26 protein-coding genes and 2 riboswitches are annotated in these 25,921 nt (G+C 69.6%); of the genes, 13 read left to right on the top strand and 13 right to left on the bottom strand.

The genetic code is table 11. From position 1 onward, the window contains the following. Positions 1-214: 214 nt before the first annotated feature. Positions 215-856, bottom strand: a complete 642-nt coding sequence (locus ACIBTM_RS11215) for a TetR/AcrR family transcriptional regulator (protein ID WP_395876358.1) — start codon at positions 854-856, stop codon at positions 215-217. An 81-nt stretch (positions 857-937) separates the two neighbouring features. Between ACIBTM_RS11215 and ACIBTM_RS11210 the strand changes: the two genes are divergently transcribed. Beyond that, on the top strand, positions 938-1,552 hold the full coding sequence (locus tag ACIBTM_RS11210) for a nitroreductase family protein (protein ID WP_395876357.1): 615 nt from the start codon (positions 938-940) through the stop codon (positions 1,550-1,552). A gap of 13 nt (positions 1,553-1,565) precedes the next feature. Further along, entirely contained in the window at positions 1,566-3,848 is a 2,283-nt protein-coding gene (locus tag ACIBTM_RS11205; protein ID WP_395876356.1) for an AAA family ATPase, read from the top strand. Positions 3,849-3,907: 59 nt separating this feature from the next. Here the strand turns inward: ACIBTM_RS11205 and ACIBTM_RS11200 are convergent, their stop codons facing one another. Together ACIBTM_RS11200 and ACIBTM_RS11195 are read right to left on the bottom strand one after the other, a co-directional pair. Then, positions 3,908-4,540 carry a LytR C-terminal domain-containing protein gene (locus tag ACIBTM_RS11200; protein ID WP_395876355.1) on the bottom strand — a complete coding sequence of 211 codons (633 nt, stop codon included), beginning with the start codon at positions 4,538-4,540 and terminating at the stop codon, positions 3,908-3,910. After that, positions 4,537-4,848, bottom strand: coding sequence for a DUF3263 domain-containing protein (locus ACIBTM_RS11195; protein WP_005160574.1), 312 nt, complete (start codon positions 4,846-4,848; stop codon positions 4,537-4,539). The genes ACIBTM_RS11200 and ACIBTM_RS11195 overlap by 4 nt, the downstream gene beginning before the upstream one ends. A 158-nt stretch (positions 4,849-5,006) precedes the next feature. Between ACIBTM_RS11195 and ACIBTM_RS11190 the strand changes: the two genes are divergently transcribed. Then, on the top strand, positions 5,007-5,579 hold the full coding sequence (locus tag ACIBTM_RS11190; protein WP_395876354.1) for a peptide deformylase: 573 nt from the start codon (positions 5,007-5,009) through the stop codon (positions 5,577-5,579). Between the two features lie 80 nt (positions 5,580-5,659). Here the strand turns inward: ACIBTM_RS11190 and ACIBTM_RS11185 are convergent, their stop codons facing one another. After that, positions 5,660-7,828, bottom strand: a complete 2,169-nt coding sequence (locus tag ACIBTM_RS11185; RefSeq protein WP_395876353.1) for a glycoside hydrolase family 15 protein — start codon at positions 7,826-7,828, stop codon at positions 5,660-5,662. Between the two features lie 157 nt (positions 7,829-7,985). On the opposite strand from ACIBTM_RS11185, the gene ACIBTM_RS11180 reads away from it, so the two are divergent. The 3 genes from ACIBTM_RS11180 to thiD (ACIBTM_RS11170) all read left to right on the top strand — a co-directional run bounded on the left by ACIBTM_RS11180 (position 7,986) and on the right by thiD (ACIBTM_RS11170) (position 11,207). Beyond that, a complete protein-coding gene (locus ACIBTM_RS11180) occupies positions 7,986-8,585 on the top strand; it encodes a LysE family translocator (protein WP_395876352.1) in 600 nt (199 codons plus the stop codon). A 36-nt stretch (positions 8,586-8,621) separates the two neighbouring features. After that, a riboswitch (TPP riboswitch) is annotated at positions 8,622-8,752 on the top strand. Then, a complete protein-coding gene (gene thiC, locus ACIBTM_RS11175; RefSeq protein ID WP_395865672.1) occupies positions 8,746-10,389 on the top strand; it encodes a phosphomethylpyrimidine synthase ThiC in 1,644 nt (547 codons plus the stop codon). It overlaps the preceding riboswitch by 7 nt. Further along, on the top strand, positions 10,386-11,207 hold the full coding sequence (thiD, locus tag ACIBTM_RS11170) for a bifunctional hydroxymethylpyrimidine kinase/phosphomethylpyrimidine kinase (RefSeq protein ID WP_395876351.1): 822 nt from the start codon (positions 10,386-10,388) through the stop codon (positions 11,205-11,207). The genes thiC and thiD (ACIBTM_RS11170) overlap by 4 nt, the downstream gene beginning before the upstream one ends. A 63-nt stretch (positions 11,208-11,270) precedes the next feature. Here thiD (ACIBTM_RS11170) and ACIBTM_RS11165 read toward each other — a convergent pair whose 3' ends face one another. Together ACIBTM_RS11165 and ACIBTM_RS11160 are read right to left on the bottom strand one after the other, a co-directional pair. After that, positions 11,271-12,788, bottom strand: coding sequence for an alkaline phosphatase family protein (locus ACIBTM_RS11165; RefSeq protein ID WP_395876350.1), 1,518 nt, complete (start codon positions 12,786-12,788; stop codon positions 11,271-11,273). A gap of 94 nt (positions 12,789-12,882) precedes the next feature. Continuing rightward, positions 12,883-13,263, bottom strand: a complete 381-nt coding sequence (locus tag ACIBTM_RS11160) for a winged helix-turn-helix transcriptional regulator (RefSeq protein ID WP_395876349.1) — start codon at positions 13,261-13,263, stop codon at positions 12,883-12,885. A 106-nt stretch (positions 13,264-13,369) separates the two neighbouring features. Between ACIBTM_RS11160 and ACIBTM_RS11155 the strand changes: the two genes are divergently transcribed. From ACIBTM_RS11155 to ACIBTM_RS11145, 3 genes are read left to right on the top strand one after another with little or no spacing between them, the layout of a single operon-like run. Then, positions 13,370-14,293, top strand: coding sequence for an NADP-dependent oxidoreductase (locus ACIBTM_RS11155; protein ID WP_395876348.1), 924 nt, complete (start codon positions 13,370-13,372; stop codon positions 14,291-14,293). Positions 14,294-14,316: 23 nt separating this feature from the next. Further along, positions 14,317-15,147 (top strand): bifunctional hydroxymethylpyrimidine kinase/phosphomethylpyrimidine kinase, encoded by an 831-nt coding sequence (thiD, locus tag ACIBTM_RS11150; RefSeq protein WP_395876347.1) that lies wholly within the window; start codon positions 14,317-14,319, stop codon positions 15,145-15,147. Positions 15,148-15,172: 25 nt separating this feature from the next. Beyond that, complete coding sequence (locus ACIBTM_RS11145; protein ID WP_395876346.1) at positions 15,173-15,970, top strand: ion transporter; 798 nt, start codon at positions 15,173-15,175, stop codon at positions 15,968-15,970. On the opposite strand, the gene ACIBTM_RS11140 is transcribed toward ACIBTM_RS11145, so the two are convergent. The 4 genes from ACIBTM_RS11140 to thiO form a co-directional block, all read right to left on the bottom strand. Next, a complete protein-coding gene (locus tag ACIBTM_RS11140) occupies positions 15,948-16,382 on the bottom strand; it encodes a MarR family winged helix-turn-helix transcriptional regulator (protein WP_125683770.1) in 435 nt (144 codons plus the stop codon). The two genes, ACIBTM_RS11145 and ACIBTM_RS11140, sit on opposite strands and share 23 nt — an antisense overlap. 109 nt (positions 16,383-16,491) lie before the next feature. Continuing rightward, positions 16,492-17,250, bottom strand: a complete 759-nt coding sequence (locus ACIBTM_RS11135; protein ID WP_395876345.1) for a thiazole synthase — start codon at positions 17,248-17,250, stop codon at positions 16,492-16,494. A 1-nt stretch (position 17,251) separates the two neighbouring features. After that, entirely contained in the window at positions 17,252-17,452 is a 201-nt protein-coding gene (gene thiS, locus ACIBTM_RS11130; RefSeq protein ID WP_395876783.1) for a sulfur carrier protein ThiS, read from the bottom strand. After that, on the bottom strand, positions 17,452-18,525 hold the full coding sequence (thiO, locus tag ACIBTM_RS11125) for a glycine oxidase ThiO (protein ID WP_395876344.1): 1,074 nt from the start codon (positions 18,523-18,525) through the stop codon (positions 17,452-17,454). The genes thiS and thiO overlap by 1 nt, the downstream gene beginning before the upstream one ends. Beyond that, positions 18,521-18,628, bottom strand: a riboswitch (TPP riboswitch). It overlaps the preceding gene by 5 nt. Before the next feature lie 30 nt (positions 18,629-18,658). On the opposite strand from thiO, the gene thiE reads away from it, so the two are divergent. After that, the gene (thiE, locus tag ACIBTM_RS11120; protein ID WP_395876343.1) at positions 18,659-19,324 is read left to right on the top strand and encodes a thiamine phosphate synthase; all 666 of its coding nucleotides are present in this window, start codon (positions 18,659-18,661) and stop codon (positions 19,322-19,324) included. Positions 19,325-19,404: 80 nt separating this feature from the next. On the opposite strand, the gene ACIBTM_RS11115 is transcribed toward thiE, so the two are convergent. Further along, positions 19,405-20,115, bottom strand: a complete 711-nt coding sequence (locus ACIBTM_RS11115; RefSeq protein ID WP_395876341.1) for a hypothetical protein — start codon at positions 20,113-20,115, stop codon at positions 19,405-19,407. A 149-nt stretch (positions 20,116-20,264) separates the two neighbouring features. Here ACIBTM_RS11115 and ACIBTM_RS11110 point away from each other — a divergent pair, with 149 nt between their 5' ends. Further along, positions 20,265-21,203, top strand: coding sequence for a threonine/serine dehydratase (locus tag ACIBTM_RS11110; RefSeq protein WP_395876340.1), 939 nt, complete (start codon positions 20,265-20,267; stop codon positions 21,201-21,203). Between the two features lie 67 nt (positions 21,204-21,270). On the opposite strand, the gene ACIBTM_RS11105 is transcribed toward ACIBTM_RS11110, so the two are convergent. Beyond that, positions 21,271-22,776, bottom strand: a complete 1,506-nt coding sequence (locus tag ACIBTM_RS11105; protein WP_395876339.1) for an MFS transporter — start codon at positions 22,774-22,776, stop codon at positions 21,271-21,273. Between the two features lie 223 nt (positions 22,777-22,999). Then, entirely contained in the window at positions 23,000-23,755 is a 756-nt protein-coding gene (locus ACIBTM_RS11100; RefSeq protein WP_181772244.1) for a GntR family transcriptional regulator, read from the bottom strand. 140 nt (positions 23,756-23,895) lie between these two features. On the opposite strand from ACIBTM_RS11100, the gene ACIBTM_RS11095 reads away from it, so the two are divergent. Beyond that, entirely contained in the window at positions 23,896-24,939 is a 1,044-nt protein-coding gene (locus ACIBTM_RS11095) for an SIS domain-containing protein (protein ID WP_395876338.1), read from the top strand. Continuing rightward, positions 24,936-25,895, top strand: coding sequence for an N-acetylglucosamine kinase (locus ACIBTM_RS11090; protein ID WP_395876337.1), 960 nt, complete (start codon positions 24,936-24,938; stop codon positions 25,893-25,895). Before ACIBTM_RS11095 ends, ACIBTM_RS11090 begins: the two co-directional genes overlap by 4 nt. Positions 25,896-25,921 lie beyond the last annotated feature (26 nt).

Here is a 25,921-nt window from a genome sequence, read left to right as displayed (position 1 = left end):
ACGGGGGCCGGAGACGGGAGTTGTCCACAAGCGGGTGAGGCTGTGAGCAACTGGACGTGGAGGGTGTCGGGGGGGGGGGGGGGGGGGGGGGGGGGGGGGGGGCCCCCCCGGGGGGGGGGGGCCCCCCCCCCCCCCCCCCCCCCCCCCCCCCCCCCCCCCCCCCCCCCCCCCCACACCCTCGCCAGGGCCGAGTCAGAGCCCAGCCCAGCCCGGCTCAGCCCACCGAAGCGCGCAGCCCGCCGATCACCAGGTCCAGCTGGAACTCGAAGTCCTGCAGGCAGTCGCCGTCCAGCAGCGACGGCAGCGCCCGGTGCAGTGAGGGCAGCCCGTCCGCGGTCACCGATCGCTGGAACCACGCCACCACCGGCTCGGCCCGTTCCAGATCCGACGGGTCCGGGACGCCGGAAAGCCCCACCGTCTCGGTGAGCACGGCGCCGAACACGAGCCCGATCAGCGACCGGTAGCCCCGCGCGGCGCCACGTTCGTCGAGTCCGGCGTCCAGCAGCGCGGAGAACATCGCGTCGATGAATTTCAGCGCGCCCGCCGAACGTGGGTTCGCCGCGTCGGTCGCGAGCGCGCGCACCACCACCGGATGCCGCGAAAAGGCCGTGTACAGACCGTGGGTCAGCGCTCGCAGCCGCTCGTCCCACGGCCCGGGTCCGGGCAGCGGCACGCTCTCGAAGACCCGCGCGGTCAGCCCGTCGAGCAGATCGCCCTTGTTCGCGACGTGGTTGTAGAGCGACATCGCCTCCACTCCGACGTCGGCGGCCAGCTTCCGCATCGACAGTCCGGCCAGTCCGTGCTCGCCCGCCAGCCGCAACGCGGCGTCGAGCACCTTCTCCCTGCTCAGCGCCATGTGTCCCAGTTTACCGGCACCCCCTTACGCCGTAAGTACTTACACCGTATGCTTACGTCGTAAGTCACCTGGAGGGATGTCATGGACACCGAAACCCTGCTCACCACCACCCGTTCGGTCCGCCGCAAACTCGATCTCGACCGGCCGGTCGAGGAAGGGCTGCTCGAAGACTGCGTTCGCGTCGCGCAGCAGGCGCCCGCCGCGGGGATGCTGCTCGACGCCCAGCGCTGGGTGATCGTCCGCGACCCGGAGCTGCGCACGGAGATAGCGAAGATCGTCCGCGCCGAAGCGATCCCGACCATGGCGAAGTACGGGCATCTGGCGAGCGAGGCCGTCATGCGGTCGGCCCGCCACCTCGTCGACAACCTCGGCCGCGTCCCCGCCCTCGCGATCCCGTGCATGATCGGCCGCCCGCCGGAGGATCCCGTGATCCAGAACGGGTACTACGGCTCGGTGTACCCGGCGATCTGGAGCTTCCAGCTCGCGCTGCGGTCGAAGGGGCTCGGCAGTTCGATGTGCGCGTACCACCTCCCCGCGCGCGAGGCCGAAGTCGCGAAGCTGCTCGGAATCCCCGAAGACGTCGCGCAGATCAGCCTGCTCGCCGTCGCCTACACGACCCAGCGCGACTTCTCCCCGGCCGCGCGGCGACCCGCCGGGGAGATCCTGTCCTTCGACCGCTGGGAACGGTCCGCGTAGATAGGGTGGCGGGGTGAGCGCACCCCAGATCACGCTGACCGTCCGGCACACCCCGTCCGCCTTGGATTCCCGCCGCGGCGTCGTCCGGCTGCACCCCGAAGTCCTCGACGCGCTCGGCCTGATGGCCTGGGACGCCGTCCGCGTCACCGGCGCCCGGGTCAGCTCCGCGCTGGCGGCCCCGTCGGACGCCGAGGGGATCCCGGGCGTGATCCTCCTCGACGACGTCACGATGTCGAACCTCGGCGTGACCGAAGGTTCGGAAGTGGTCGTCGCGCCGGCGGAGGTGTCGGCCGCGAAAACGGTCACCGTGGCGGGCTCGCGCATCGCGAGCGTGTCGCTCTCCCCGCACACCCTGCGGCTCGCCCTGATCGGCAAGGTGCTGACCGTCGGCGACGCCGTTTCCCTGCTCCCCCAGGATCTCGCGCCCGCGCCGGGCTCCGACGTCTCCGCCGTCCGCGGCCAGCTTTCCCGCGCCATCGGCATGACGTGGACGAACGAGCTGCTCACCGTCACCGCCACCGAACCTTCGGGACCGGTCGCCGTCGGACCGTCCACTGTGGTCAGCTGGCGCGACGGCGCCCGCACCGGCGAGGCCGCGCCCGCCGCCGCACCGGCCCGCGCCGGCACGACACTGGTGCGCAGCACGCCCGCCACCCCGCACGAGGATTTCATCGACGCGGAGATCGTCGAAGACGAGCGGATCGACGACGAGGTGGCCGAGGAATCCGTGCCTCCCCTGTCGGATCTCGCCGGCTCCGAGACGGCCGCGCGCAAACTCGCCGAATGGTTCGACCTGGCCTTCCACCGCCCGGAGCTGCTGGCGAAGCTCGGGACGTCGGCACATCTCGGGGTCCTGCTGTCCGGGCCGGAAGGCGCCGGGAAGGCGACGCTCGTCCGCGCCGTGGCACAGGCCGAGAAGGTGAGGGTGGTGTCACTCGCGGCGCCGAACATCGCCGTCCTCGATCCGAACGTCGCCGCCGCGCGGCTGCGTGAAGCGATCGAGCAGGCCACCCGCGACGAAGACCCCGCCGTCCTGCTGATCACCGACATCGACGCGTTGCTGCCCGCGTCCCAGCCACCACCGCTCGCGACGGTCGTCCTCGACGACCTGCGCAAGGCCTTGCGCAACAAGGGTTTCGCCGTGGTCGCCACCACCGGGCGCGCCGAGTCCACCGATCCGCGGTTACGCGCCGCCGACCTGCTCGACCGCGAGCTCGGCCTGCCGCTCCCGGACGCGAAGACCCGCACGGAACTGCTGCGCGTGCTCCTGCGCCACGCCCCGCTGGAGCCCGGCGTCGACGTCGGCCCGATCGCCGAGCGCACCCCCGGCTTCGTGGCCGCGGACCTCATCGCGCTCCGCCGCGACGCCGCCCTCCGCGCCGCGCTGCGGCAGCGAGACGCCGACGAGCCGCGGATCTCCCAGCAGGACCTGCTCGACGCGCTCACCACCGTCCGCCCCATCTCGATGTCCACTTCGGACAATCTGGCCACCGGCGGGCTGACACTGGACGACGTCGGGAACATGACCGACGTCAAGCAGTCGCTCACCGAGGCGGTGCTGTGGCCGCTGCGCTACCCGGACTCGTTCGCGCGCCTCGGCGTCGATCCGCCGCGCGGTGTGCTCCTGTACGGGCCGCCCGGCGGCGGCAAGACGTTCCTGGTCCGCGCGCTCGCCGGCACCGGCGCGCTGAACGTCTTCGCGGTCAAGGGCGCCGAACTGATGGACAAATGGGTCGGCGAGTCCGAGCGCGCCGTGCGGGAACTGTTCCGCCGTGCCGCCGAGGCCGCGCCGTCGCTGATCTTCCTCGACGAGATCGACGCGCTCGCCCCGCGCCGCGGCCAGTCGTCGGACTCCGGGGTGTCGGACCGCGTCGTCGCGGCCCTGCTGACCGAATTGGACGGTGTCGAGCCGATGCGCGAGGTCGTCGTCCTCGGCGCGACGAACCGGCCGGAACTGGTCGACCCGGCCCTGCTGCGGCCGGGACGGCTGGAGCGCCGCGTCTACGTCCCGCCGCCGGACGCGCACGCTCGTGAGGCGATCCTGGCCGCCAGCGCCAAGAACACCCCGCTGGCGTCCGATGTGGACCTCGCCGCGTACGCGGCCACTTTGGACGGTTACTCGGCGGCGGACTGCGCGGCGCTGATCCGCGAGGCCGCGCTGACCGCGATGCGGGAGTCGCTGGAGGCCAAGGAGGTCACCGCCGCGCATCTGGCGAAGGCGGCCGAGACCGTGCGTCCGTCGCTCGACCCGGCCCAGCTCGCGGCGCTGGAGGCGTACGCGCAGACCCAAGCCTGAGTACGTGAAAGGGCCCCGCTTCCTCGCGAGGAAGCGGGGCCCTTTCACGTACTGGGGGCCTAGGAGCCGTCCTTGTCGTTGGTCTTGTAGTCCTTGGTGAGGATGACGATCACGCCGGGGCCGATGTTCTCGATCTCCTTGAACCGGGGCTCGGCTCGGAAGCCGAACTCCAGCGCCAGCGCCTTCGCGGCCGCTTCCTCGTCGGTGCCAGGGCGGTAGTAGGCCACGGTCTCGGGGAGCCTGCCCGGGTAGCCCTTGACCTCGGAGACGTTCCAGCCGGAGGCGCGGAAATCCTTCGCGGCCTGCTCGGCGAGGCCCTGGATCGTGCTGTTGTTGTAGACGCGCACCGTCACCCACTTGTGCGACGCCTGCTGGTCGCCACCGGGCTGGCCGGGCTGACCGGTCTGCCCCGGCTGGCTGGCCGGCGGCGCGGAGCTCGCGGGCGCGCTCGACGGCGGCGCCGACGACGACGCGGGCGGCGTGCTGGCCGAAGGTGAACTCGGCGCCGGGGACGAAGGCTGCGTCGCCCCGTCCGAGGACGTGGGCGTGGTGCCGGGCGGCGTCGCGGTGTCCGAGTCACCGCCGCCGCTGGTCAGGGTGATTCCGCCGATCACGGCGGCGATCACGGCGACACCGACCAAGGCCAGTCCGGCGGCCTTCATCGGCCGGGACAGGCCCGAAAACAGACTCATGAGAGATCGATCCCCAGTCGCCGGGCCGCGCGATTGCGCTGCCGGGCCGCTCGCGTCTTGCGCAGGCGCTTCACCAGCATCGGGTCGGCCTGCATGGCTTCGGTCTTCTCGAGCAGCCGGTTCAGCAGCTGGTAATAGCGCGTCGACGACATAGAGAAGCGTTCGCGGATCGCCTGTTCCTTCGCGCCGGCGTACTTCCACCACTGCCGTTCGAACGCGAGCATGTCGAGCTCGCGCTCGCTGAGGCCGTTCACGGTCTCCGACGGGGACGGCTGGTCGGGCTCAGCCATCGACTCCGCGGCGTCCATCCGACTCCTCGCAATCAGGTCAGTGCTCGGCGGGCGTGAAACCACAGGCTTGTCATTCCGCGGCGCCATTAGACCACGGATGCGGCGCCCGGCCTCGGTATCGGCGTCGGCGCGTCACGGGTAAGGGTGTACCAGAAGGGTCCGACTAAACTGCGCGCGTGACCGTCCATCCCATCGTGATCGCCGGCGAGCCCGTGCTGCACAACCCGACTCGGGAGATCACCGAGTTCGACGACAAGCTGCGCACCCTCGTCGACGACATGTTCGAGACCATGTACGCCGCCGAAGGGGTGGGCCTCGCGGCCAACCAGATCGGCCTCGACCTGCGCGTGTTCGTCTACGACTGCCCCGACGACGAGGGCACGCGCCACAAGGGCGTCGTGGTGAACCCGAAGCTCGAAACGTCGGAGATCCCGGAGACCATGCCGGATCCGGACGACGACTGGGAAGGCTGCCTGTCGGCGCCCGGCGAGTCGTACCCGACAGGCCGCGCTTCGTGGGCGAAGGTCACCGGTTTCGACGTCGAGGGCAATCCGATCGAGGTCGAAGGAACCGGCTACCTCGCGCGCTGCCTGCAGCACGAGACCGATCACCTGGACGGCTTCATCTACCTCGACCGGCTGGTCGGGCGCCATGCCCGCGCGGCGAAGAAGATGCTCAAGTCGAACAAATGGGGCGTTCCGGGCAACTCGTGGCTGCCGGAGGCTCAGCCCGAGTCCGCCGACGACTGACTGTCCCTGCGCGCGCTATGAACGGTCCGTTCCTTGCAAATTTTGCAAGGAACGGACCGTTCATAGGGCTCACGCGAGGGTCAACACCCCAGGAAGTGGCACCGCACGACCCGCGGCTGCTCGATCACCTTCCCGGCCTCCACCGACCACGCGAGCCGGAGGTACTGGGCGTGCGTCCAGGCCAGCGGCGTCGCGGACGCGGTCGGGGTGCCCGCCGGGAAGCCCGGCTGCCCCGAAGGCGCGTTCTCGTCCCAGACCTGCTCCGGCATCGTGTCCCCGGAGCTGCTGACGCGCCCTAGGTCGCCAAGCCGCTTCGCGGCCGTACCCCGGTCACCGGCGGCGAGGTCGTACTCGCCGCGTTCACCCGCGAGCAGCGGCCACAGTCGCCCGAAGGTGGTCCGGCTTTCGGCCGGGAACGTGTAGTCCCACGGCGAGCCGTCGGCCTTCTCGCCGTATCCGTCCTTCGTGTAGCGGTGCCAGAACTGGCCCGTCGGGGTGGTGAACGCGATGTCGGCGTCGGTGACCTTGACGCTGTTCGTGATCACCGGATCGTCGGCGCGGTAGATGCCCAGCCTCACCAGTTCGAGGAACCCTGCGTCGGTCACCGCGCGCTGGTCCATCGTCACGCTGGAATTGCCCAGGTTGTACTTCGTGCCGTTGTCCGCGTTCCCGTCCTTGGTCAGCCGGACGAAGTACGGGTCCTTCGACAGCGGGCCGTTCGTGGTCACCGTCCACTGGGCGAGCTTCGCCTTGAAGGCGTCGGCGGTCGCGAGGTAGCGCGCCGCGTCGGCGCCGGCCCCGTTCGCCTTGGCGAGGTCGGCCGCGCAGACCAGCCCGGCGATCACCGCGGCGATCGTCGAGGGCGAGTAGCCGTCCTGCTCCTCCCAGCGTTCCTGCTGGCTGTACGGCGACGCGTGCCCGTTGTCCGCCTTGTAGGACAGCAGGAATTCCGCCGCCTTGCGCACCCCCCGCCAGGTCTTCGCGTCGGTGCGGCCGAGCTGCTGCGCGAGCACGATCGGCAGCGCGGTCTCGTCGAGCTGGATGGACGTCCAGTACGGCGTGCCGTCGACGTGGCTGTTCTGCGGCAGATGCCCGTCCGGCAGCTGCTGCGTGCCGAACATGTAGTCGACCGACCGGTTCGCGGCGTCGTGGTCGCCGGCGGCGAGCAGCCCGGTCGCGATCTGGTAGAGGTCACGCGGCCAGACCAGGTGATAGGTGCCCGACGGCGACCATTCCGGGTCGTTGTTCCCGAACCGCCACGGCATGCTCGGCGACGCGATGAGCGCGCCCCGGTGGATCTTGTCCTCGCTCGCCGCGAGCATGAGCACCGACGCCTGGTAGAGGTCCCGCTCCCGCTTGGTTTTCAGGGACGACGGCGCGTCCTTCACCTGGCGGAGGTACTGCTTCCAGCCCCGGTCGTACGCTCGGGCGGCGTCGGCGAATCCGCGCCGCAGAGAGGCTTTCGCGTTGGTGAGCGCGTCGGAGTCCTTCGCGCCCATGCCGAGCGAAAGCGTGAAGTCCCGTGAGCGGACACCGTCGGCGGAGGTCTGCCCGGTGATCAGCACGTTGCCCTTGGCCGCGGTCGCGTAATCCTTGAGGCTGAAGGATTTCGTCAGCTGGGTGATGCCGTCGGACGAACCCGCGTAGCCCACCGAAGTCCGTGAGAACGCTGGTTCCGCCGCCAGCGCGGCCGACGTCTTCGCATCCGAAGAGACCGCGCTCGCGCCGTCGGAGCGCGCGGAGTCGTCGGAGCCCTCGTTGGTGAGGTCGGGATCCGCGACCGCGTACACCTGGTACGGACGGCCGGTCAGCGAGACGAAGTCGACGTCGATCAGCACAGTCGCGCGCGCCGGGTCGGTGACGTAGGTCTTGCGGAGCTTCCAGCGGCGCTGGTCGTCGGTGATGGTCTGTTCGTAGGTGAGGCCGCCGGTGCGGCGCACGTGCCGCGCCTTGGCCGAGGAATCGACGGTCGCGAAGCTCCTCCCGTCCGTGACGACGAGGTCGAGCGCCCGCACGCTCGGCGTCGACAGATCCGGGTAGTAGACCTCGGACATCCGGCCGCCCTGCAGGGTGAACCAGACGTTGCTGGCCTGTTCGCGGGCGGTGCCGAAGCCGGTCTTGTCCGCGGGTAACCAGCTCGGATGGGCGCCTGGCGCTCCTGGCGCCTCACCATCCTGTGCGGTGGCGACCGCCGGGACCAGCCCCGCGATCAGCACGCCTGCCAGTGCCGGGAGCACGAGTTTCCGCATATCCACCCCAGACTTCTGTAACGGTGCAGAACCTCCGGGATTCTGTCGTGAATCCCCGGCGCGCACATGCTCCAAACCGGTGAACCGCTAACGCTGTCGACATGTCGGCGGAGGGAATTGCGTTGCTCGCCGCAGCCTCGTGTCCGACGATCGGGCGATGCCGAACCTGCCGGCGTTCATCCCCGCCGCCTTCCTCATCGCGATGGTCCCCGGCCCGGCGACGGTGATGCTGATCAAGCAATCGGCGAAGGGCTCCCGCCGGAACGCGTTCGCCACCGTCGCGGGCATCGAAGCCGGCGTCGCGTCCTGGGGACTCGCGGCGGTGTTCGGTCTCACCGCACTCCTCCTCGCCTCCCAGGTCGCGTACGACATCTTGCGCATCGCGGGCGCGGTCTTCCTGATCCATCTCGGCGTCAAGGCGCTCTTCTTCCACAAGCGCACGGACGACGCGGACACCGCCGAACCCGCCGGCCGCGGGTTCCGTTCCGGCTTCCTGATCAACGTCGGCAATCCGAAGGCGGGCGTGTTCGCGATCTCGTTCCTCCCCCAGTTCGTCCCCGCCGGTGCCGGGCCCGGGCCGCTCCTGCTGTGCGTCGCGGCGTGGATCGCCGTCGACATCGTCTGGTTCTCGTCGCTCGCCCTGCTGGTCACACGCCTGGGTGAGTGGCTGCGCCGCGATCGCGTCAAGCGGTGGCTGGACCGTACTTCCGGCGGTGTCCTGGTCGGCTTCGGAGTGACCGTCGCCTTGGAGGGTTGATTGTCCGCGCCCCGGCGTGGCATGGTCGGGGCACAACCAAACAACCGCGGGAGCTCGCGCCATGGCGGGCTGAGAGGGCGGCTGGAGTCTTTCTAGAGGACCCGGCGCCGCCGACCGCATGAACCTGACCGGGTAATGCCGGCGTAGGGAGTGAACGTCGTTGACGACGCTTGAGAACAAGGCTGCCATCCAGCCGACCGTGACCACCGGTCCGATCACCGGTTCCCGGAAGGTCTATCACCAGACGGAATCCGGTCTCCGGGTCCCCGCGCGGCGGATCGATCTTTCGAACGGCGAGCATTTCGACGTTTACGACACCTCCGGCCCGTACACCGACGACGACGCGCAGATCGATGTCCACAGTGGACTCCATCGGCTGCGCGCCGGCTGGGCCGACGGTCGTGAGCACAACACCCAGCTCGGCTGGGCGAAACAGGGCGTCATCACCCGCGAGATGGAGTACATCGCGGCACGCGAGCGCTGCTCGCCGGAATTCGTGCGGGACGAGGTCGCGCGCGGCCGCGCGGTGATCCCCGCCAACCGCAAGCACCCGGAGACCGAGCCGATGATCATCGGCAAGAACTTCCTGGTGAAGATCAACGCCAACATGGGCAACTCGGCCGTCTGGTCCTCTGTGGAGGAAGAGGTCGACAAGATGGTGTGGGCCACCCGCTGGGGCGCCGACACGATCATGGACCTCTCCACCGGCAAGCGGATCCACGAGACGCGCGAGTGGATCATCCGCAACTCGCCGGTCCCGGTCGGCACCGTGCCGATCTATCAGGCGCTGGAAAAGGTCAACGGGGAGCCGGAAAAGCTGTCGTGGGAGGTCTACCGCGACACGATCATCGAGCAGTGCGAGCAGGGCGTCGACTACGTCACCGTGCACGCGGGCGTGCTGCTGCGCTACATCCCGCTGACCGCGCGCCGGGTCACCGGCATCGTCTCGCGCGGCGGCTCGATCATGGCTGCGTGGTGCCTCGCGCACCACAAGGAATCCTTCCTGTACACCAATTTCGCCGAACTGTGCGAGATCCTCCGCGAGTACGACGTCACCTTCTCCCTCGGTGATGGCCTGCGGCCGGGCTCGATCGCCGACGCGAACGACCGCGCGCAGTTCGCCGAGCTGGAGACGCTGGGCGAGCTCACGCATATCGCCCGCGAACACGACGTCCAGGTGATGATCGAGGGCCCCGGCCACGTGCCGATGCACAAGATCAAGGAGAACGTCGAACTCGAGGAGAAGCTGACCGGCGAGGCGCCGTTCTACACCCTCGGCCCGCTCGCGACCGACATCGCGCCGGCGTACGACCACATCACCTCGGCCATCGGCGCGGCGCAGATCGGCTGGTACGGCACGGCGATGCTCTGCTACGTCACGCCGAAGGAGCACCTCGGCCTGCCGAACCGCGACGACGTGAAGACCGGCGTCATCACCTACAAGATCGCCGCGCACGCCGCCGACCTCGCCAAGGGGCACCAGTACGCGCAGGAGTGGGACGACGAGCTTTCCAAGGCCCGCTTCGAATTCCGCTGGAACGACCAGTTCAACCTGTCGCTGGACCCGGACACCGCGCGCTCGTACCACGACGAGACGCTGCCCGCGGAACCGGCGAAGACGGCGCATTTCTGCTCGATGTGCGGGCCGAAGTTCTGCTCGATGCGCATCACGCAGGACGTCCGCAAGTACGCCGAGGAACACGGACTGTCCACTGTGGAGGCAATCGAAGCCGGGATGTCGGAGAAGTCGACCGAATTCGCCGAGCAGGGCAACAAGGTGTACCTGCCGGTGGTCAATCCGTGACAGTCACACCCAGGACCGCCCTCACCATCGCCGGATCGGATTCCGGTGGTGGTGCGGGCATCCAGGCCGACCTGCGCACCTTCTTCGCCAACGGGGTGCACGGGATGGTCGCGCTCACCGCGGTCACCGTGCAGAACTCGCTCGGCGTGCAAGGGTTCAGCGAGATCCCGGTCGACGTCGTCACCGGCCAGATCAAGGCCGTCGCCACGGACATGGGTGTCGACGCGGCGAAGACCGGGATGCTCGCGACGGCCGAGATCATCAACGCCGTCGCGAAGACCCTCGACGAGGTCCACATCGGACGCTCGACGGGCACGCCGTTCGTCGTGGATCCTGTCGCCGCTTCGATGACCGGGCACGCGTTGCTGCGCGAGGAGGCGCTGGAGGCGATCCGCACCGAACTCTTCCCGCGCGCCACGCTGATCACCCCGAACCTGGACGAGGTGCGGCTGCTGACCGGCGTGGACGTCACCGGGCCCGCGACCCAGCGGGAAGCGGCGGAAGCGTTGCTGGAATTCGGTTCCGCGTGGGTGCTGGTGAAGGGCGGGCATCTCGACGCGGCGCAGGATTGCGTGGACCTGTTGTCCGACGGCGATTCCTGGGTGGAGCTGAGCGGTCCGCGGTTCGACACCCGGAACACCCACGGCGGCGGGGACACGATGGCTTCGGCGATCACGTCCTCGCTGGCGAAGGGGACCGACGTCCCCACCGCCGTCGCAGAGGGGAAGCGGTTCATCGAGCGGTGCGTGGCGGAGTCGTATCCGCTGGGGGCCGGGGTCGGTCCCGTTTCCCCCTTCTGGCGGCTCTCCAGCCCCTGACGCGTGCAATGAAAGTGTCTTTCCTTGCAAATTTTGCAAGGAAAGACACTTTCATTGCACGCGCTAGCGGGTGCTGAGGCGAGGAGCGTCCACCGCCCAGTACCAGTCGTTACCCGCGGCGTAGAGCCGCCAGGTCAGCTTCACCGAACGAGCCCCCGCCGGCACCCGCACCGAAGCCGACGTCGGCACCGAAAGCACGTCGCCGCCCTTGTTCGCCGTGCCGGCCTCCGGCCCGTAGACCAGCACGTTCTGCTCAGGACCGCCGTCGAACGACGCCGTCAGCGCGCCCCGCTGCGTCCCCTCCTGCCGGTAGTGCGAAACGAACGCGACGTCCACAGTGGACTTACCGGTGACGTCGACGGCAGGCGAGACGAGCGAGGAATCGAAAGTGCCGAGCGACGAGGGCGAGCCCTTGTCGTCCCACTCGTCCGGGTCCGCGACCGCGAAGACGCCACGCGCCCGCGCGTTCGCCTCACGCTGCTGGCCGGGGGCGGTGCGGGTCCAGAAGTCGTCGGTGGTGAGAGACCAGCCCTGCCACTCCGTCACCCCGGCGGGCATTCCGGCGGCGTTGCGCACGGTCCAGCCGCCCGGGGCGTCGTGCGTCCAGCCGAGGACTCCGGCCGGGACACCGGTTTCGTCCTGTCGCGGCTTCAAAGCGGCCGAGTCGAAGACGTCCGAAGGCGCGGACCCGAGCGGGTAGCCGTCGTAGGCAGGCGGAGCGGCGATGCCCAGATGCCGCAGCACCGTCGGCGCGATGTCGACGATCTTCGGTGCCACGGCGGGGGTTCCGGCCGGGACCGCGCCGCCCGCGGCGATCACGAAGGTCATCCGCTCCTCGGGGCTGTCGCCGCCGTGTCCGCCGGACGCCGTGTGGCCGTGGTCGGTGGAGATCATGATCAGCCAGTCCTCGTCGGCGCGGTTCGCCCGCGCGTCGACGGCGGCGAGCAGGCGGCCGATCAGCGCGTCGTCGGTGCGCAAAGAGGCTTGGTACTGCGAGGAGTCCGCGCCGTGTTCGTGGCCGGCGATATCCGTCTGTCCGAAGTAGACGAACGACGCGTCGGCCTTGTCCTGCTTGAGATGCTTCTCCGCGTCGACGGCGACCTGCTCGTCGGTCTTCTCGTAGCCCGCGCTGTCGCCGTTCAGGACGAACTTGCGGTCCTGTCCGGTGCGCAGGATCCTGTCGCCGATCGGCGTCCAGTCGACCGCCGCGTAGGTGTCGAGCGCCGAGTTCGCGGTTTCGGCGCGCGCGAGCCAGCTCGGATGCGAGGCGAGATCGTTGCCGGTGAAGGAGTTGTCCTTCACCTTGTGCTTGTCCGGCCAGACGCCGGTGAGGATCGTGGACCAGCCGGGACCGCTGACGGTCGGCGCCATCCCGCTGCCGTACAAGGAACTGCGCGACACGTACCCGCGGTTCGCCAGCGCGTGGACGTTGGGGGTGTCGGCGGCCATCAGCTTGTCGAACCGGGCGCCGTCCAGGCCGATGACCAGCACCTTGGGCGTTTTGGCCGCGGCGACGGCGACACCGGACGTCAGCCCGGCGACGGCTACCAGGGCCGAGAGGAGGGAAAGCGTTCTGCGCACGAAAGCCTCCGGTAACTTGTTCGAACCAATTGTTCGTCAAGTTAGTGCGCCGAACTGTCTTCCCGATGAAGTCCGCGTGCCCCCGCGAAGGACTTCAGCCGACGGGCTCCATCGCCCGCGAGTCGTACTCCTTCCGCGACTGGAGGATCCCGTCGAAGTTGGCGACCGACCATTCGCTGACCGCCATGAGCAGCGTGCCCGCGCTCGCGCCGCGTTCGGTCAGCGCGTACTCGACGGTCGGCGGCGTGGTCGGGTAGACCGTGCGCGTGACCAGGCCGTCGCGTTCGAAAGCACGCAGGTTCTGCGTCAGCATCTTCTGGCTGATCCCGCCGACGGCGCGGCGCAGTTCACCGAACCGGTGCGGCCGCCGCGACAGCGCGCCGAGCACCAGCGCGGTCCATTTGTTGGCGAGCAGATCGAGGACGTCTCGGCACGGGCAGTTCCGCAGATAGATGTCCCACGGAGATTCCGGCACTTCACAGGTAGTTTCCATCAGGTACCTAGTTTACCTAGAAGTGCCTTCTGGCGAAAAGTGACCAAGCCGCCGAACATGAAAAGCACCTACAACGGAGGAGCTTTCGATGCGCGTCGTGACCCAGCAGCGGCTTGGTGGCACTGAAGTACTGGAGGTGACCGAGACCGGCCGTCCGGTCCCGGGCCCGACGGAGGTGCTCGTGCGGGTGCGCGCCGCCGGGATCAACCCGGTCGACTGGAAGACCCGGGCTCACGGCGTCTTCATGAGCGAGCCGCCGTTCGTCCTCGGCTGGGACGTCTCCGGTGTCGTGGAAGAGCTCGGCGTCGGCACGACGCATTTCGCCGTCGGTGACGAGGTCCTCGGCTTCCCGTGGTTCCCCCGGCAGGCAGGCGGTTACGGCGAATACGTGACCGCGCCCGCCCGCCAGTTCGTGCGCAAACCCGCCAGCCTCACCCACGAGCAGGCCGCCGGGCTGCCGCTCGCCGGGCTCACCGCGTGGCAGGGCCTGGTGGACCTCGCCGGTCTCCGGCCGGGACAGCGGGTACTGATCGACGCGGCCGCGGGCGGTGTCGGGCACCTCGCCGTCCAGGTGGCGAAGGCACGCGGCGCGTACGTCCTGGGCACGGCGAGCGCGGGGAAGCACGGCTTCCTCCGCGAGCTTGGCGTCGACGAGCCGATCGACTACCGCGACGAGACCACGACGGCGTCCGATGTGGACATCGTGTTCGGGCTGGTCGGCACGGAGAGCGATCTGCGCTGGCTGGACGCGGTGAAGCCGGGCGGCCTGCTGATCGCGGTCCCCGGCGGCCCGAGCGAGGCTGTCGTGGCGAAGGCGGAGAAGCTCGGCGTGCGGACTTCGGGGATGCTCGCCGAACCCGATCAGCTCGGCCTGCTGGCGCTGACCGGGCTGGTCGAGAAGGGCGAACTGCGCGTCCACGTCGAGCGGACCTTCCCGCTGGAAGACGTCGCCAAGGCGCACGAAGCCGGCGAAGGCGGCCGCGTCACCGGGAAGCTCGTCCTGACCCTTTGAGATCGCGCGTGGAAAATGAACCCATGAGCGAGAACCCGAGCCCGCCGTCGGCGCTGACCATCGCAGGCTCCGACTCCGGCGGCGCCGCCGGCCTGCAGGCGGATCTGCGCACGTTCCTCACCTGCGGCGTGCACGGCCTGGTCGCGGTCACCGCCGTGACCGTCCAGAACACCCTCGGCGTGCACGACCGCACCGACATCCCGGCGCGGATCGTCGCGGGGCAGATCGAGGCGGTCGCGGCCGACATGGGCGTCAACGCGGCCAAGACCGGCATGCTCGCCTCGGCCGAGATCATCCACGCCGTCGCCGCGGCCTGCGACAAGGCCGAGATCGGCCGGGACAGCAAGGTGCCTTTCGTGGTCGACCCGGTCGCGGCGTCGATGCACGGGCATCCGCTGTTCGACGAGGCCGGGCTGGTGGCGCTGCGCGACGAGCTCCTGCCGCGCGCGACCGTCCTCACGCCGAACCTCGACGAGGTCCGCCTGCTGACCGGGATGACCGTGACCACCCGCGAGCAGATGCACCAGGCCGCCGTCGTACTGCACCGGCTCGGGCCGAAGTACGTGCTCGTGAAGAGCGGGCACCTCGTCTCCGACCCGGAATGCGTCGATGTGCTCTTCGACGGCTCCACGTTCGTCGAGCTGCCGGGCGAGCGGTACGCGACGCAGCACACGCACGGTGCCGGGGACACGATGGCGTCGGCGCTGACGGCCGGCCTCGCGAAGGGGATGTCCGTCGTCGAGGCCGCCCGATACGGCAAGTGGTTCGTCTCACACGCGGTCGAAAACGCCTATCCAATGGGCGCGAAGGTCGGTCCGGTTTCGGCATTTTGGCGGCTTGCACCGGAGCAATGAGCACAAGGCGGTTACGATCTCCGCCGTGACAGGACGCGAAACGGTGGCCAGGGTCGTCGAGGACCGCCGCTTCCAGAACTTCATCATCGCGGTGATCGTCTTCAACGCCGTCACCCTCGGTCTGGAGACCTCGACCAGAATGGTCGCCGAGTACGGGTCACTGCTCCACACGGTCGATTACGTCGCGCTCGGGATCTTCGTCCTCGAACTGAGCGCGAAGCTCTACGCCTACCGCGCGAAGTTCTTCCGCGATCCGTGGAACATCTTCGACCTGGTCGTCGTCGGCATCGCGGTGATCCCCACGACCGGCCCGTTCGCGGTGCTGCGGGCGTTGCGGGTCCTGCGGGTGCTGCGGCTGATCTCGGTCGTGCCGTCGATGCGGAAAGTCGTCACCGGCCTGCTCGCGTCGATACCCGGGATGGCTTCGATCGCCGCGCTCCTCGCGCTGATCATCTTCGTCGCGGGCGTGATGGCGACGAAGCTGTTCGGCGTGATCTCGCCGGAGAACTTCGGCGACCTCGGCACCTCGCTGTTCACCCTGTTCCAGGTGATGACGGGCGAGGCATGGCCGGACATCGCGAAGGAGATCATGAAGGAGGCACCCACGGCCTGGGTGTTCTTCGTGGTCTACATCCTCGTGTCCAGCTTCGCGGTGCTGAACCTCTTCATCGCCGTGGTCGTCAGCGGGATGGAGGACGAGCTTCGCCAGGACATCCGCGAGGAAGAGGCGAAGCAGGCCGAAACCCAGGCTCAGGCGAACGAGGAGATCCTCGACGAGCTTCGCGCTCTTCGCGCCGAAGTCAGCGCTCTTCGTCGGCAATAAGCGCTTCGAGGGCGGGCAGAGCCGCCGCCAAGGCCGCCTGGTGCTCCGGGGTCAGCCGTTCGAGGCGTTTGCCGAGTTCGTTCACGCGCGTCGACCGGACGCCGGAAACCAGCCTCTCGCCCTCCTCAGTGGCCTCTGCGAGCCAGGCGCGCCTGTCGATCGGGTCCGATTCACGGCTGACGTAGCCCGCTTCGACCAGCGACGCGACGATCCTCGACATGGTGGCCGCGGCGACGCCTTCCTTCGCCGCGAGATCACCCAGGCGGAGCTGGCCGTAGTGCACGAGCGTGGCGAGCGCCGAGATCGCGCCGTGGCCGGGCCCTGGCACGCCCGCCTGGCGCAGCGACCGGGACAACCTGCCCACCGCCAGGAACAACCTGCCTGAAACGTCCTGGACCGCTGACGTGGTCACCACTGGCTCCTCTGGGTACACGGCGGCGGGTGCGCCTCCGGAAAGTGCCGTCAACCATACGGGCTCCGGGTGCGTAGTCACTGTCAAGGCCGTGAACCGTACAAAAGGGTTATCGAGGAGGGCTCGAGGCGTGCGCCCAGAACCGCTGCGGGATCCGCCCCGCACCGGCGGCCAGCCGCCCGGCGGTGACGGCGGCCCGCATCGCCGACGCCATCCGTTCCGGGTCCGCGGCCCTGGTCACGGCGGTGGAGAGCAGGACGGCGTCGCAGCCGAGCTCCATCGCCAGCGTCGCGTCGGAAGCCGTGCCGATCCCGGCGTCGAGGATCACCGGGACCCCCGCGCGCGACACGATCAGCTCGATGTTGTGCGGGTTCCGGATGCCGAGACCGGTGCCGATGGGCGCGCCGAGGGGCATCACCGCCGCACAGCCCGCCTCCTCCAGCCGCAGCGCCAGCACCGGGTCGTCGTTGGTGTACGCGAGCACGGTGAAGCCGTCCGCGGCGAGCTGTTCGGCCGCTTCGAGGGTCTCGAACGGGTCGGGCAGCAGCGTGCGGTCGTCGGCGTGGACCTCCAGCTTGATGAGGTCGGTTTCGAGCGCTTCGCGGGCGAGCTGCGCGGTGAGGACCGCTTCGGCGGCCGTGCGGCAGCCGGCGGTGTTGGGCAGCAGGCGGATGCCGAGCCGCCGAAGCAGCTCAAGGACGCCGGAGCCGCCTTCGGCATCGGCCTTGCGCATGGCGACGGTGGTCAGTTCCGTTCCGGACGCGACCAGCGCGCGTTCCAGCACGGCGAGGTTGCCCGCGCCGCCGGTGCCGATGATCAGCCGCGACGAGAGCTTGTGCTCGCCGATGACGAGGTCGTCACCGTTCATGTCAGCCTCCTTGCACAGCGGTGAGGATGTCGACGCTGGCGCCCTTGCGCACCACCGATTCCGGCCATTCGCCACGCCGGACGACCACGCCGTCCACCGCGACCGCGACACCCTTCGTCGCCGTGCCCAGCGCCTCCAGCACACCCTCGACGGTGGTCCCGTCGGGGAATTCACGCCACTGGCCGTTGACCTGGATCTCCATCACACCCGCTCCTCGCTCCGCCGCGACGGCGTGGCCGCCGCGACCTCGTCCGGCAACGGCCGTCCGTCCAGCCAGGCGACCGCGGCGTCCGCGGTGACCGGGGCCATCAGGAGACCGTTGCGATGGTGACCTGTCGCGGCGAAGACACCTTCGCCCAGCTCACCGATGAAAGGCATTGTGTCGATGCTCGCCGCGCGAAGCCCGGCTGCCGTCTCGACGAGTTCGTATTCGGTCAGGCCCGGGAAGACGCGCTCCGCGCCTTCGAGCAGCTCACGTACACCTCGGACGGTGACGGTCTCGTCGAAACCGGCCTCGTACTGGGTCGCGCCGAGCACGAGCTGACCGTCGTCACGGGGGACGAGGTAGATCGGGCGGCCCTCGACCATCGCGCGGACGGTCCTCTTCGGCGGCGGCAGGCAACCCCGTCGTGGTCGCAGGCGGAGGATCTCACCCTTCAGCGGGCGGACGGCGCCGTCGAGCGCGGGGTGCAGGTGCCCGGCCCAAGCGCCCGCGGCGAGGACGACGTCGCCTTCAAGGGCTTCGAGCTCGGTGACCGTCTCGTGGCGGAACTCGACACCGTGCACGTCGCACGCGTGTTTGAGCGCGTGCAGCAGCTTTCTGTTGTCCACGGCCAGATCCCCGGGAACCAGGAGTCCACTTCGGACGGATCCGGCGAGACCGGGCTCGGCGCGGCGGGCTTCGCGACCGGTCAGCTGCTCGACCTCACGACCGAGTTCGGTGAGGTACGCGGCGAGCATTTCGAGGTTGCCCGCGTCGGCGCTGTCCAGCGCGACGACGAGCGTGCCGTGCGGTGAAAGGCCCGGATCGACGCCCTCTTCGGCCAGGTCACGGGCGAAATCCGGCCAGCGCCGCAACGACGCCTCGCCGAGGGTGAGCACGTCCTCCTCACCGGGCCAGGCCTCGGTGACCGGCGCGAGCATGCCGCCCGCGAGCCACGACGCGCCGTGCCCCGGATCCGGGTCGTACACGGTGACGCGACGACCGCGCGCGGACGCGCGCCAAGCGACCGCGAGGCCGATGACCCCGCCGCCGACAACCGAAAGTTCCACCATCTGAAATCACGCTCCCTGCGCCGGCATGACCCGGATCAGGTTCCACGGTCGGAGCGGTCTCGGCTCCCTCTCAGCCCGTCCTCGGGCTCCCGTGCGGACCACCCCACCGTAGCGCGCGAGTACCGTCGCCGCCATGCCCACCCTGTCTGGTCCGACGATCCGCGCCCGGCTCGCGGACGCCCGCCTGTACCTCTGCACCGACGCCCGCCGCGGCCGCGGCGATCTCGCCGAATTCGCCGACGCGGCGCTGGCCGGCGGGGTCGACATCATCCAGCTGCGGGACAAGACCGGCGGTGCCCCGATCGAGGCGAAACACGAGATCGCCGCCCTCGAAGTGCTGGCCGAGGCGTGCGAGAAGCACGACAAGCTGCTGGCGGTGAACGACCGGGCGGACGTCGCGCTCGCCGTCGGCGCGCACGTGCTGCACCTGGGTCAGGACGACATCCCGGTGTCGCTGGCCCGCCGGGTGCTGGGGGACGACGTGGTGATCGGCCGGTCCACCCATTCGGCCGAACAGGCCGCGGCCGCCGCCGGGGAACCCGGCGTCGACTACTTCTGCACGGGCCCGTGCTGGCCGACCCCGACGAAGCCGGGCCGGTCCGCGCCGGGACTCGATCTGGTGCGCTCGACGGCCGCGTCCGGCACGACGCGGCCGTGGTTCGCGATCGGCGGGATCGACACCGAACGGCTGCCCGAGGTGCTGGCCGCGGGGGCGTCGCGGATCGTCGTCGTCCGGGCTATCACGGAGGCCGAAGACCCCGAAGCGGCCGCTCGCACGCTTCGCTCCGCCCTCTCCTGACCTCCTGCGTTTCGTCCTCTGAATGCGGTAGTTCGTATCGCCGACTACCGCGTTCAGAGGACGAAACGCGGGGAGGGGGGTCAGGGCACGGGGGTGTTCGAGGCAGGAGCGGACGGCGTCGTCGGGGGCGGCTGGGAGGTCGAAGGCGTGGTAGACGGCGCTGTCGGCGTCGTCGGGGGCGCCTGCGTCGTGGTGGGTGTCGTCGAGGGGGTCGGCGTGTTCGACGGCGTCGTCTCCGGCTTGTTGTCCGGAGTCTCCGAAGGCGACGTCGCGGGCGGGGTGTCGTGCTTGTCCTGCCGCTCCTGCCCCTGTCCGCCGCCGATGATCTTCCCTATGGTCGTCCCGGTCCCGCCGCCGAAGGTCTTCCCGGTCGCGCCCTCGAAACCGGTGATCGCGAGCAGCGCCACCGCGAACGCGACCACGCTGACCCCGGCGATCACCGCCCAGCGTGGCTTGAACTTCCGGCCCGTGGATTCCTCTTCGTCCTCGGACGGTTTCAACCGGACGGTCTCCTGCTCGCCGGGGTCGAGCACCCGGCGCCGTCCCGGCACGGTCAGCACCACTCGCGCCTTCAGTGCCGCGTCCTTCGTCCGCTGAAGCGAACGCAGGTACAGCTCGCCGCCGAGCGTCGTGATCACACTCGCCAGCCCGGCGCCCGCCACCGTTCCGGCCACGCCGAGCGTGGAACCCAGCAGCGCCGCGGTGATCGCGGCCATCGCCGCCGCCGTCACCTGGATGATCCGGCCCTGCTTTTCCGTCTTTTCGGTCTTCTCCGAGGTCTCCTTGGTCATGATCCCGTTCTGCTGCTAGTCGGTCCTCACCCGTCCTAACGAATAAGGCGCACGGGATGCTCCCTTCGTTGTCCGCACGTGAGGAGCACCACGTCATCTGTCCAAAAAGGACTGTCCATGGTTCACAACTCCTTGACATAATCGGACGTATGGATCTGGTATCGATCGAGGAAATCCGCGACGCGGCGAGCCGTGTCAAAGGCGTCGCGGTGCGCACACCACTACTGGCGCAAGGGTGGGCGCCGTTGTGGCTCAAACCGGAAAGCCTTCAGCCGATCGGCGCTTTCAAAGTGCGCGGGGCCTACAACGCGATCGCCGCGTTGACCGAAGATCGGCGGGCGCGCGGCGTCGTCGCGTTTTCCAGTGGCAACCACGCGCAAGCGGTCGCCTACTCGGCGAAGCGATTCGGGATTCCCGCGGTGATCCTCGTCCCGGACGTCGCCCCGCGCGCCAAGGTCGAAGCCACCAAGGCGCTCGGCGCCGAAGTCATCGAAGTCCCGATCGACGCCCAGGAGTCCTCCGCGCTCGCCGTCGCCGAGGAACGAGGGCTCACCATGATCCCGCCGTTCGACCACCGTGACGTCATCGCCGGACAGGGCACCGTCGGCCTGGAGATCGCCGAAGACCTGCCGGACGCCGGCGTCGTCCTCGTCCCGCTCAGTGGCGGCGGGCTGGCCTCGGGCGTCGGCACGGCGATCAAGGAGCTGCTGCCCGGCGCGAAGGTCATCGGCGTCGAACCGGAGCTGGCGGCAGACACCGCCGAGGGCCTGCGCGCGGGCAGGCGGATCGAGTGGCCGATGGACCTGCGGGCGCGGACCAGCGCCGACGGCCTGCGCGCCCAGCCGTCGGACCTGACCTTCGCCCACCTCCAGTCGGTGCTCGACGACGTCATCACCGTTTCGGAGGAGGAGATCCGGAACGCCGTCCGGACGCTGGCGCACCGCGCCCGGCTGGTCGCCGAGCCGAGCGGCGCCACCGCGACCGCCGCGTTCCTCTCCCATCGCGACGCGCTGCCGCCGGGCAAGGTCGTTTCGGTCGTTTCGGGCGGCAACCTGGACCCGGCGACCCTCGCCGACCTCCTCGCCTAGGACGACACGCGTGATCAGACGGACGACACTCGCGACGTCCGTCCAGTCACGCGTGTCGTCCGTCTGATCACGCGTGGCCGCCGGGGCGGACGTGCGTCGGGGGCGAGTCGACCCCGCAGTGGAGACATTCACCCGGATGCGGTGACTCGTCGGTGTCCTCGGCCGAAGGCGTGTCGAGGACACCGTTGTGGATGCCGAGCGCGATCAGCCCGCCCCCGATCGCCAGCGCCGCGCACACCAGCAACGCCGTCCGCCAGCCCGCGGTCAACGCGACCGGATCGGTGTACGCGGCGCCGGACAGTCCGGCGACGGCGGGCAGCACGGCGATCGCGAGCAGGCCACCGGACCGGGCGATGGCGTTGTTGACCCCGGAGGCGACGCCGGCGTACCGGTCCGGCGCGGCGGCCAGCACCGTCGCGGTCACCGGCGCGACGACCGTCGCCAGCCCGGCGCCGAACACGACGACGGCGGGCAGCACCGATCCCAGGTACGAAGATCCCGGCCCGACGCGCATCAGCAGGAGCATGCCGACGCCGACCAGGATCGGGCCGGCGACCAGTTGCGTACGCGGCCCGATCTTCTGCGCGAGCGCGCCCGACCGGCCGGAGAACAGCAGCATGATGACGGTGATCGGCAGCCCGGCGAGCCCGGCCGCGGTCGGCGAATAGTTCAGCGACACCTGAAGCTGCATGACCATCAGCATCATCACCCCGCCGAGCGCCGCGTAGACGACGAAGGTCAGCGCGTTGGCGAGGCTGAACGTCCGGTCGCGAAACAGTTTCGGCGGCACCAGCGGATCGGCGGAGCGATGCTGGATCACCAGGAACGCCGTCAGCCCCGCGACGCCGAGCACGATGGCCACCAGGACGACGGCGTCACCGATGCCGCGTCCGGGCGCCTCCACCAGCGCGCCGGTGAGGCCGGCGAGACCGATCGCGCCGACGGCGGCGGCGAGGAAGTCGGGATGCCCGGTCGCCTCCTCGTCGCGGGACTCGGGCACGTAGCGCCGGGCGAGCAGGACGCAGACGGCGGCCAGCGGCAGGTTGATCAGGAACGCCAGCCGCCACGACCACACCTGCACGAGGACGCCGCCGAGCAGCGGGCCGATCGCCGCCGCGATGCCACCGAGCCCGGACCACGCGCCGATCGCGCGGGCCCGGTCGTCGTGGGCGAAGGACGCTTGCAGGATCGCGAGGGAGCCCGGTGTGAGCAAAGCTCCCCCGATCCCTTGGAGGATCCGGGTCGCGACGAGCATCTCGGTCGTCGTCGCGGCGGCGCACAGCCCGGAGGCGACGCCGAACCAGACGACGCCGACGAGGAACATGCGACGGCGGCCGTAGCGGTCGCCGAGTGATCCGGCGACGAGGATCAGCGCGGCGAGCGCGAGCAGGTAGCCGTCAAGGATCCATTGAAGGCCCGCGACGGACGCTTCGAGTTCTTCGCCGATCCTCGGGAGCGCGACGTTGATGATCGTCCCGTCGAGCATCGCCATACCCGAGCCGACGATGGTCGTGGCGAGCACGCCGCGCGCCACCGGCGTCCCCCACCGAATCCCCGCCCCAACCTCAGTCATGGGATGACTGAATCACGCAACCAGCCACCGGGCCACCGACACCCAAGAATTACCTGACACCTCAGACAAAAGGCGACCGAACGAACTGAACCGGAAGACCTGACTCCCCGACGCGCGCCAGCGCGAAGGGGAGTCCGCACGGGCGCGCCCTCTTTTCGGCCGAAGGCCACGGAAACGTTTTGTAGGGCGCCCGCGCCCTGCGAAACGTTTCCGTCAGCGCGCCCTAAGGAAGCAGCGTGGTGACGAACTTGTAACGGTCACCCCGATAGATCGCCCTGGCGAACTCGACCGGTTTTCCGTCGGTGGCGAAGGAATGCCTCGAAAGGAGCAACATCGGCATTCCGACGTCGGCGCCGAGCATCTCCGCCTCGTGCGGTCCGGCGAGCGCGGTCTCGATCGTTTCCTCGGCCCTTTCCAGCTCGACGCCGTAGTGCTCCCTCAACACGGCGTACAGGGAGCCACCTGCGGAAACGTGTTTGCGCAAACCGCGGAACCGGCCGAGCGGGAGATGCGTGGTCTCGAGTGCCATCGGCTGCGAATCGGCGAGCCGGAGGCGGCGAAGGCGAAGAATCTTCGCACCCACCCGGATTCCGAGCAGTTTCGCCAGATCGGCTTCGACGGGAAGTTCGTCGATCTCCAGGAGCTTGGAGGAAGGCTTGAGGCCCTGCTTGCGCATGTCCTCGGTGTAGGACGACAACTGCAGGCGCTGCGCGAGTTTCGGTTCGGCGGCGAAGGTGCCCTTGCCCTGCACGCGGTGGAGCCTGCCCTCGGCGGTGAGGTCGGCGAGCGCCTGCCGGACCGTGGTGCGCGAAACGGTGAATTCCCCCGCCAGTGCCCGTTCCGTCGGAATCGGCGAGCCCGGGGGCAACGCGTCGAGCAGATCGAGCAGATGCTGTTTCAGCGCCCAGTACTTGGGTTCGCGCTGTCCGCGCATCCCTGCCGTAGCGCCCGCCTCACCCGCGGTGGTTGTCTCCAACATGACCGACTCCCTAAGCCTTCCCACTCGAACGCGCACCGTCCCCGCTAGGAAACGTACCCTTCTCCACAAACGTCCATTCGGGCTAGCATTGGTCTAGACCTACTCGGGGGACGAAGTACGTCCCGGTGGAAGGGAACGAGATGACCGAACAGCGCCCCGGCGAGCACATGGCCGCGGAGATCTCCCAGCAACCCGCCATTCTGGCAGGCATCGTGGAGCGACAGGCCGAAATCGCCGAGGTGGCCGAAGCCATCTCCAAGCGCCCGCCCAGGTTCGCACTGCTCGCCGCCCGGGGCTCCAGCGACCACGCCGCCTTGTATGCGAAGTACCTGATCGAAGTACTCCTCGGTCTCCCCTGCGGTCTCGTCTCGCCCTCCACCGCGACTTTGTACGGCGCCCGTCCCGATCTGCGGGACGTTCTCTTCATCACAGTAAGCCAAAGCGGCGGTTCCCCGGATCTCATCGAGGTCACCGAAACCGCGCGTCGCCAGGGAGCGCTGACCGTCTCGGTCACCAACACCCCCGAATCGCCGCTGCGCGCCGCCGCCGAACTCGGCGTCGACATCGGCGCGGGGCTGGAAAAAGCCGTGGCCGCCACCAAGACCTACTCGGCCACCTTGCTGTCGCTTTACCTTCTGATCGACGCGGTCCGCGGCGGCAAGGGCGAGGACGCGGAGAAACTCGGCGAATTGGCCCAGGCCACCCTCGACGGTTCCGTCGAAGGCGTGCAGCGCGCGGTGGACCGCTACCGCTTCGTCGACCGGGTGCTCACCACCGGCCGCGGTTACTCCTACGCCACGGCGCTGGAAGGTTCCTTGAAGCTGGCGGAAACCAGCTACCTCGCGGCCCGCGCGTACAGCGGTGCGGATCTGTTGCACGGCCCGGTCGCCGCGGTCGACGGCGAGACCGCCGTGCTGGCCGTGACGAGCCAGGGACACGGAGTGGGCGCGATGCAGGAGGTCCTCGAGGCCGTCGGCAAACGCGGCGCGGACGTGCTCGCGGTCGGTTCGGCTTCGGCCGACGTCCCCGCGGCGCTGCGGATCGGCGTCGCGCCGTCCGCCGAAGAGGTCGCCCCGATCCTGGAGATCCTGCCCATCCAGCGGATCGCGCTCGGTCTTTCGCTGGCGCGCGGCGGTGACCCGGACAGCCCCCGCGGGCTGCTCAAGGTGACCAAGACCCGGTGAGTCACGTCATCGGTGTGGACGCCGGAGGCACGTCGACGCGAGCGATCGCCGTCGACGCCTCCGGCGCCGTCCTCGGCACCGGGCGCGCGGGCGGGGCGAACCCCAACTCCCATCCGCCGCACACGGCCGCGTCGCGGATCGCGAACGCGATCACCGGCGCGCTGGGCGGACTCGACCCGGCCGCGACGGCCGCGTGCGTCGTCGGCATGGCAGGCGTCAGCAAACTGAGCGATCCGTCGATCGCGGAGATCTTCGAAGCCGCTTGGAAGGACGCGGGAATCGGTCCGGTGCGGACGGTCCCCGACCCGGAGGTCGCCTACGCGTCGGCGACTTCCTCTCCGGACGGTTCGGTACTCGTGGCGGGTACCGGATCGATCGCCGGCCGGATCCGCGGCAGGCGAATGGTGTCCACCGTCGGCGGCTACGGCTGGTTGCTCGGTGACGAAGGTTCGGCGTACTGGCTCGGCCGTGAAGCCGTTCGCTCCACTTTGGATGTTCTGGGCCGCGGCGGCGAACCCGGTCCGCTCGCGCGCGCCGTGCTCATCGAAGCGCTCGGACCGTCCGCAGTGGACCCCGGGAGCGACCGGACCCCGGACGCGTCACTGTGGCGCGCGCTCATCACGAGCGCCAATTCCGAAGCGCCGATCCGGCTCGCCAGATTCGCCCCGTTCGTCAGCGAGGCCTACCGCGAAGGCGACCCTGCGGCGGACGAGATCACCACCCGCGCGGCCGCCCTGCTGGTGACGAACGTCATGACCGCGCGTGATCCCGGGGAGACGACGCCGATCGTCCTGGTGGGCGGTGTGCTGTCACCGGAGGGCCCGGTCGGGGCGAAGGTCCGCGCCGAACTCGCCGGTCTCGAGGTCCTGACCAGCACCGACGGTGTCCTCGGCGCCGCTTGGCTCGCCGCCGTCGACGCCTATGGGGAAGGGGCACCGCGGCCGGTGCCATCCTGAAAAAACACCCGGAACAAGCCCGAAAA

This window comes from Amycolatopsis sp. NPDC049868, assembly GCF_044461365.1.
Lineage (GTDB): Bacteria > Actinomycetota > Actinomycetes > Mycobacteriales > Pseudonocardiaceae > Amycolatopsis.
Note: the sequence above shows the minus strand (reverse complement) of the source record. Positions and strands in the feature narration are given on the sequence as shown.

Excerpts from the sequence above, each read along its gene's own strand:
- ACIBTM_RS11215 (WP_395876358.1), bottom strand. The coding sequence starts at position 856 with ATGGCGCTGAGCAGGGAGAAGGTGCTCGACGCCGCGTTGCGGCTGGCG.
- ACIBTM_RS11210 (WP_395876357.1), top strand. The coding sequence starts at position 938 with ATGGACACCGAAACCCTGCTCACCACCACCCGTTCGGTCCGCCGCAAA.
- ACIBTM_RS11200 (WP_395876355.1), bottom strand. The coding sequence starts at position 4,540 with ATGAGTCTGTTTTCGGGCCTGTCCCGGCCGATGAAGGCCGCCGGACTG.
- ACIBTM_RS11195 (WP_005160574.1), bottom strand. The coding sequence starts at position 4,848 with ATGGACGCCGCGGAGTCGATGGCTGAGCCCGACCAGCCGTCCCCGTCG.
- ACIBTM_RS11185 (WP_395876353.1), bottom strand. The coding sequence starts at position 7,828 with ATGCGGAAACTCGTGCTCCCGGCACTGGCAGGCGTGCTGATCGCGGGG.
- ACIBTM_RS11180 (WP_395876352.1), top strand. The coding sequence starts at position 7,986 with ATGCCGAACCTGCCGGCGTTCATCCCCGCCGCCTTCCTCATCGCGATG.
- ACIBTM_RS11155 (WP_395876348.1), top strand. The coding sequence starts at position 13,370 with ATGCGCGTCGTGACCCAGCAGCGGCTTGGTGGCACTGAAGTACTGGAG.
- thiD (WP_395876347.1), top strand. The coding sequence starts at position 14,317 with ATGAGCGAGAACCCGAGCCCGCCGTCGGCGCTGACCATCGCAGGCTCC.
- ACIBTM_RS11135 (WP_395876345.1), bottom strand. The coding sequence starts at position 17,250 with ATGAACGGTGACGACCTCGTCATCGGCGAGCACAAGCTCTCGTCGCGG.
- thiS (WP_395876783.1), bottom strand. The coding sequence starts at position 17,452 with ATGGAGATCCAGGTCAACGGCCAGTGGCGTGAATTCCCCGACGGGACC.
- thiO (WP_395876344.1), bottom strand. The coding sequence starts at position 18,525 with ATGGTGGAACTTTCGGTTGTCGGCGGCGGGGTCATCGGCCTCGCGGTC.
- thiE (WP_395876343.1), top strand. The coding sequence starts at position 18,659 with ATGCCCACCCTGTCTGGTCCGACGATCCGCGCCCGGCTCGCGGACGCC.
- ACIBTM_RS11115 (WP_395876341.1), bottom strand. The coding sequence starts at position 20,115 with ATGACCAAGGAGACCTCGGAGAAGACCGAAAAGACGGAAAAGCAGGGC.
- ACIBTM_RS11110 (WP_395876340.1), top strand. The coding sequence starts at position 20,265 with ATGGATCTGGTATCGATCGAGGAAATCCGCGACGCGGCGAGCCGTGTC.
- ACIBTM_RS11105 (WP_395876339.1), bottom strand. The coding sequence starts at position 22,776 with ATGACTGAGGTTGGGGCGGGGATTCGGTGGGGGACGCCGGTGGCGCGC.
- ACIBTM_RS11100 (WP_181772244.1), bottom strand. The coding sequence starts at position 23,755 with ATGTTGGAGACAACCACCGCGGGTGAGGCGGGCGCTACGGCAGGGATG.
- ACIBTM_RS11095 (WP_395876338.1), top strand. The coding sequence starts at position 23,896 with ATGACCGAACAGCGCCCCGGCGAGCACATGGCCGCGGAGATCTCCCAG.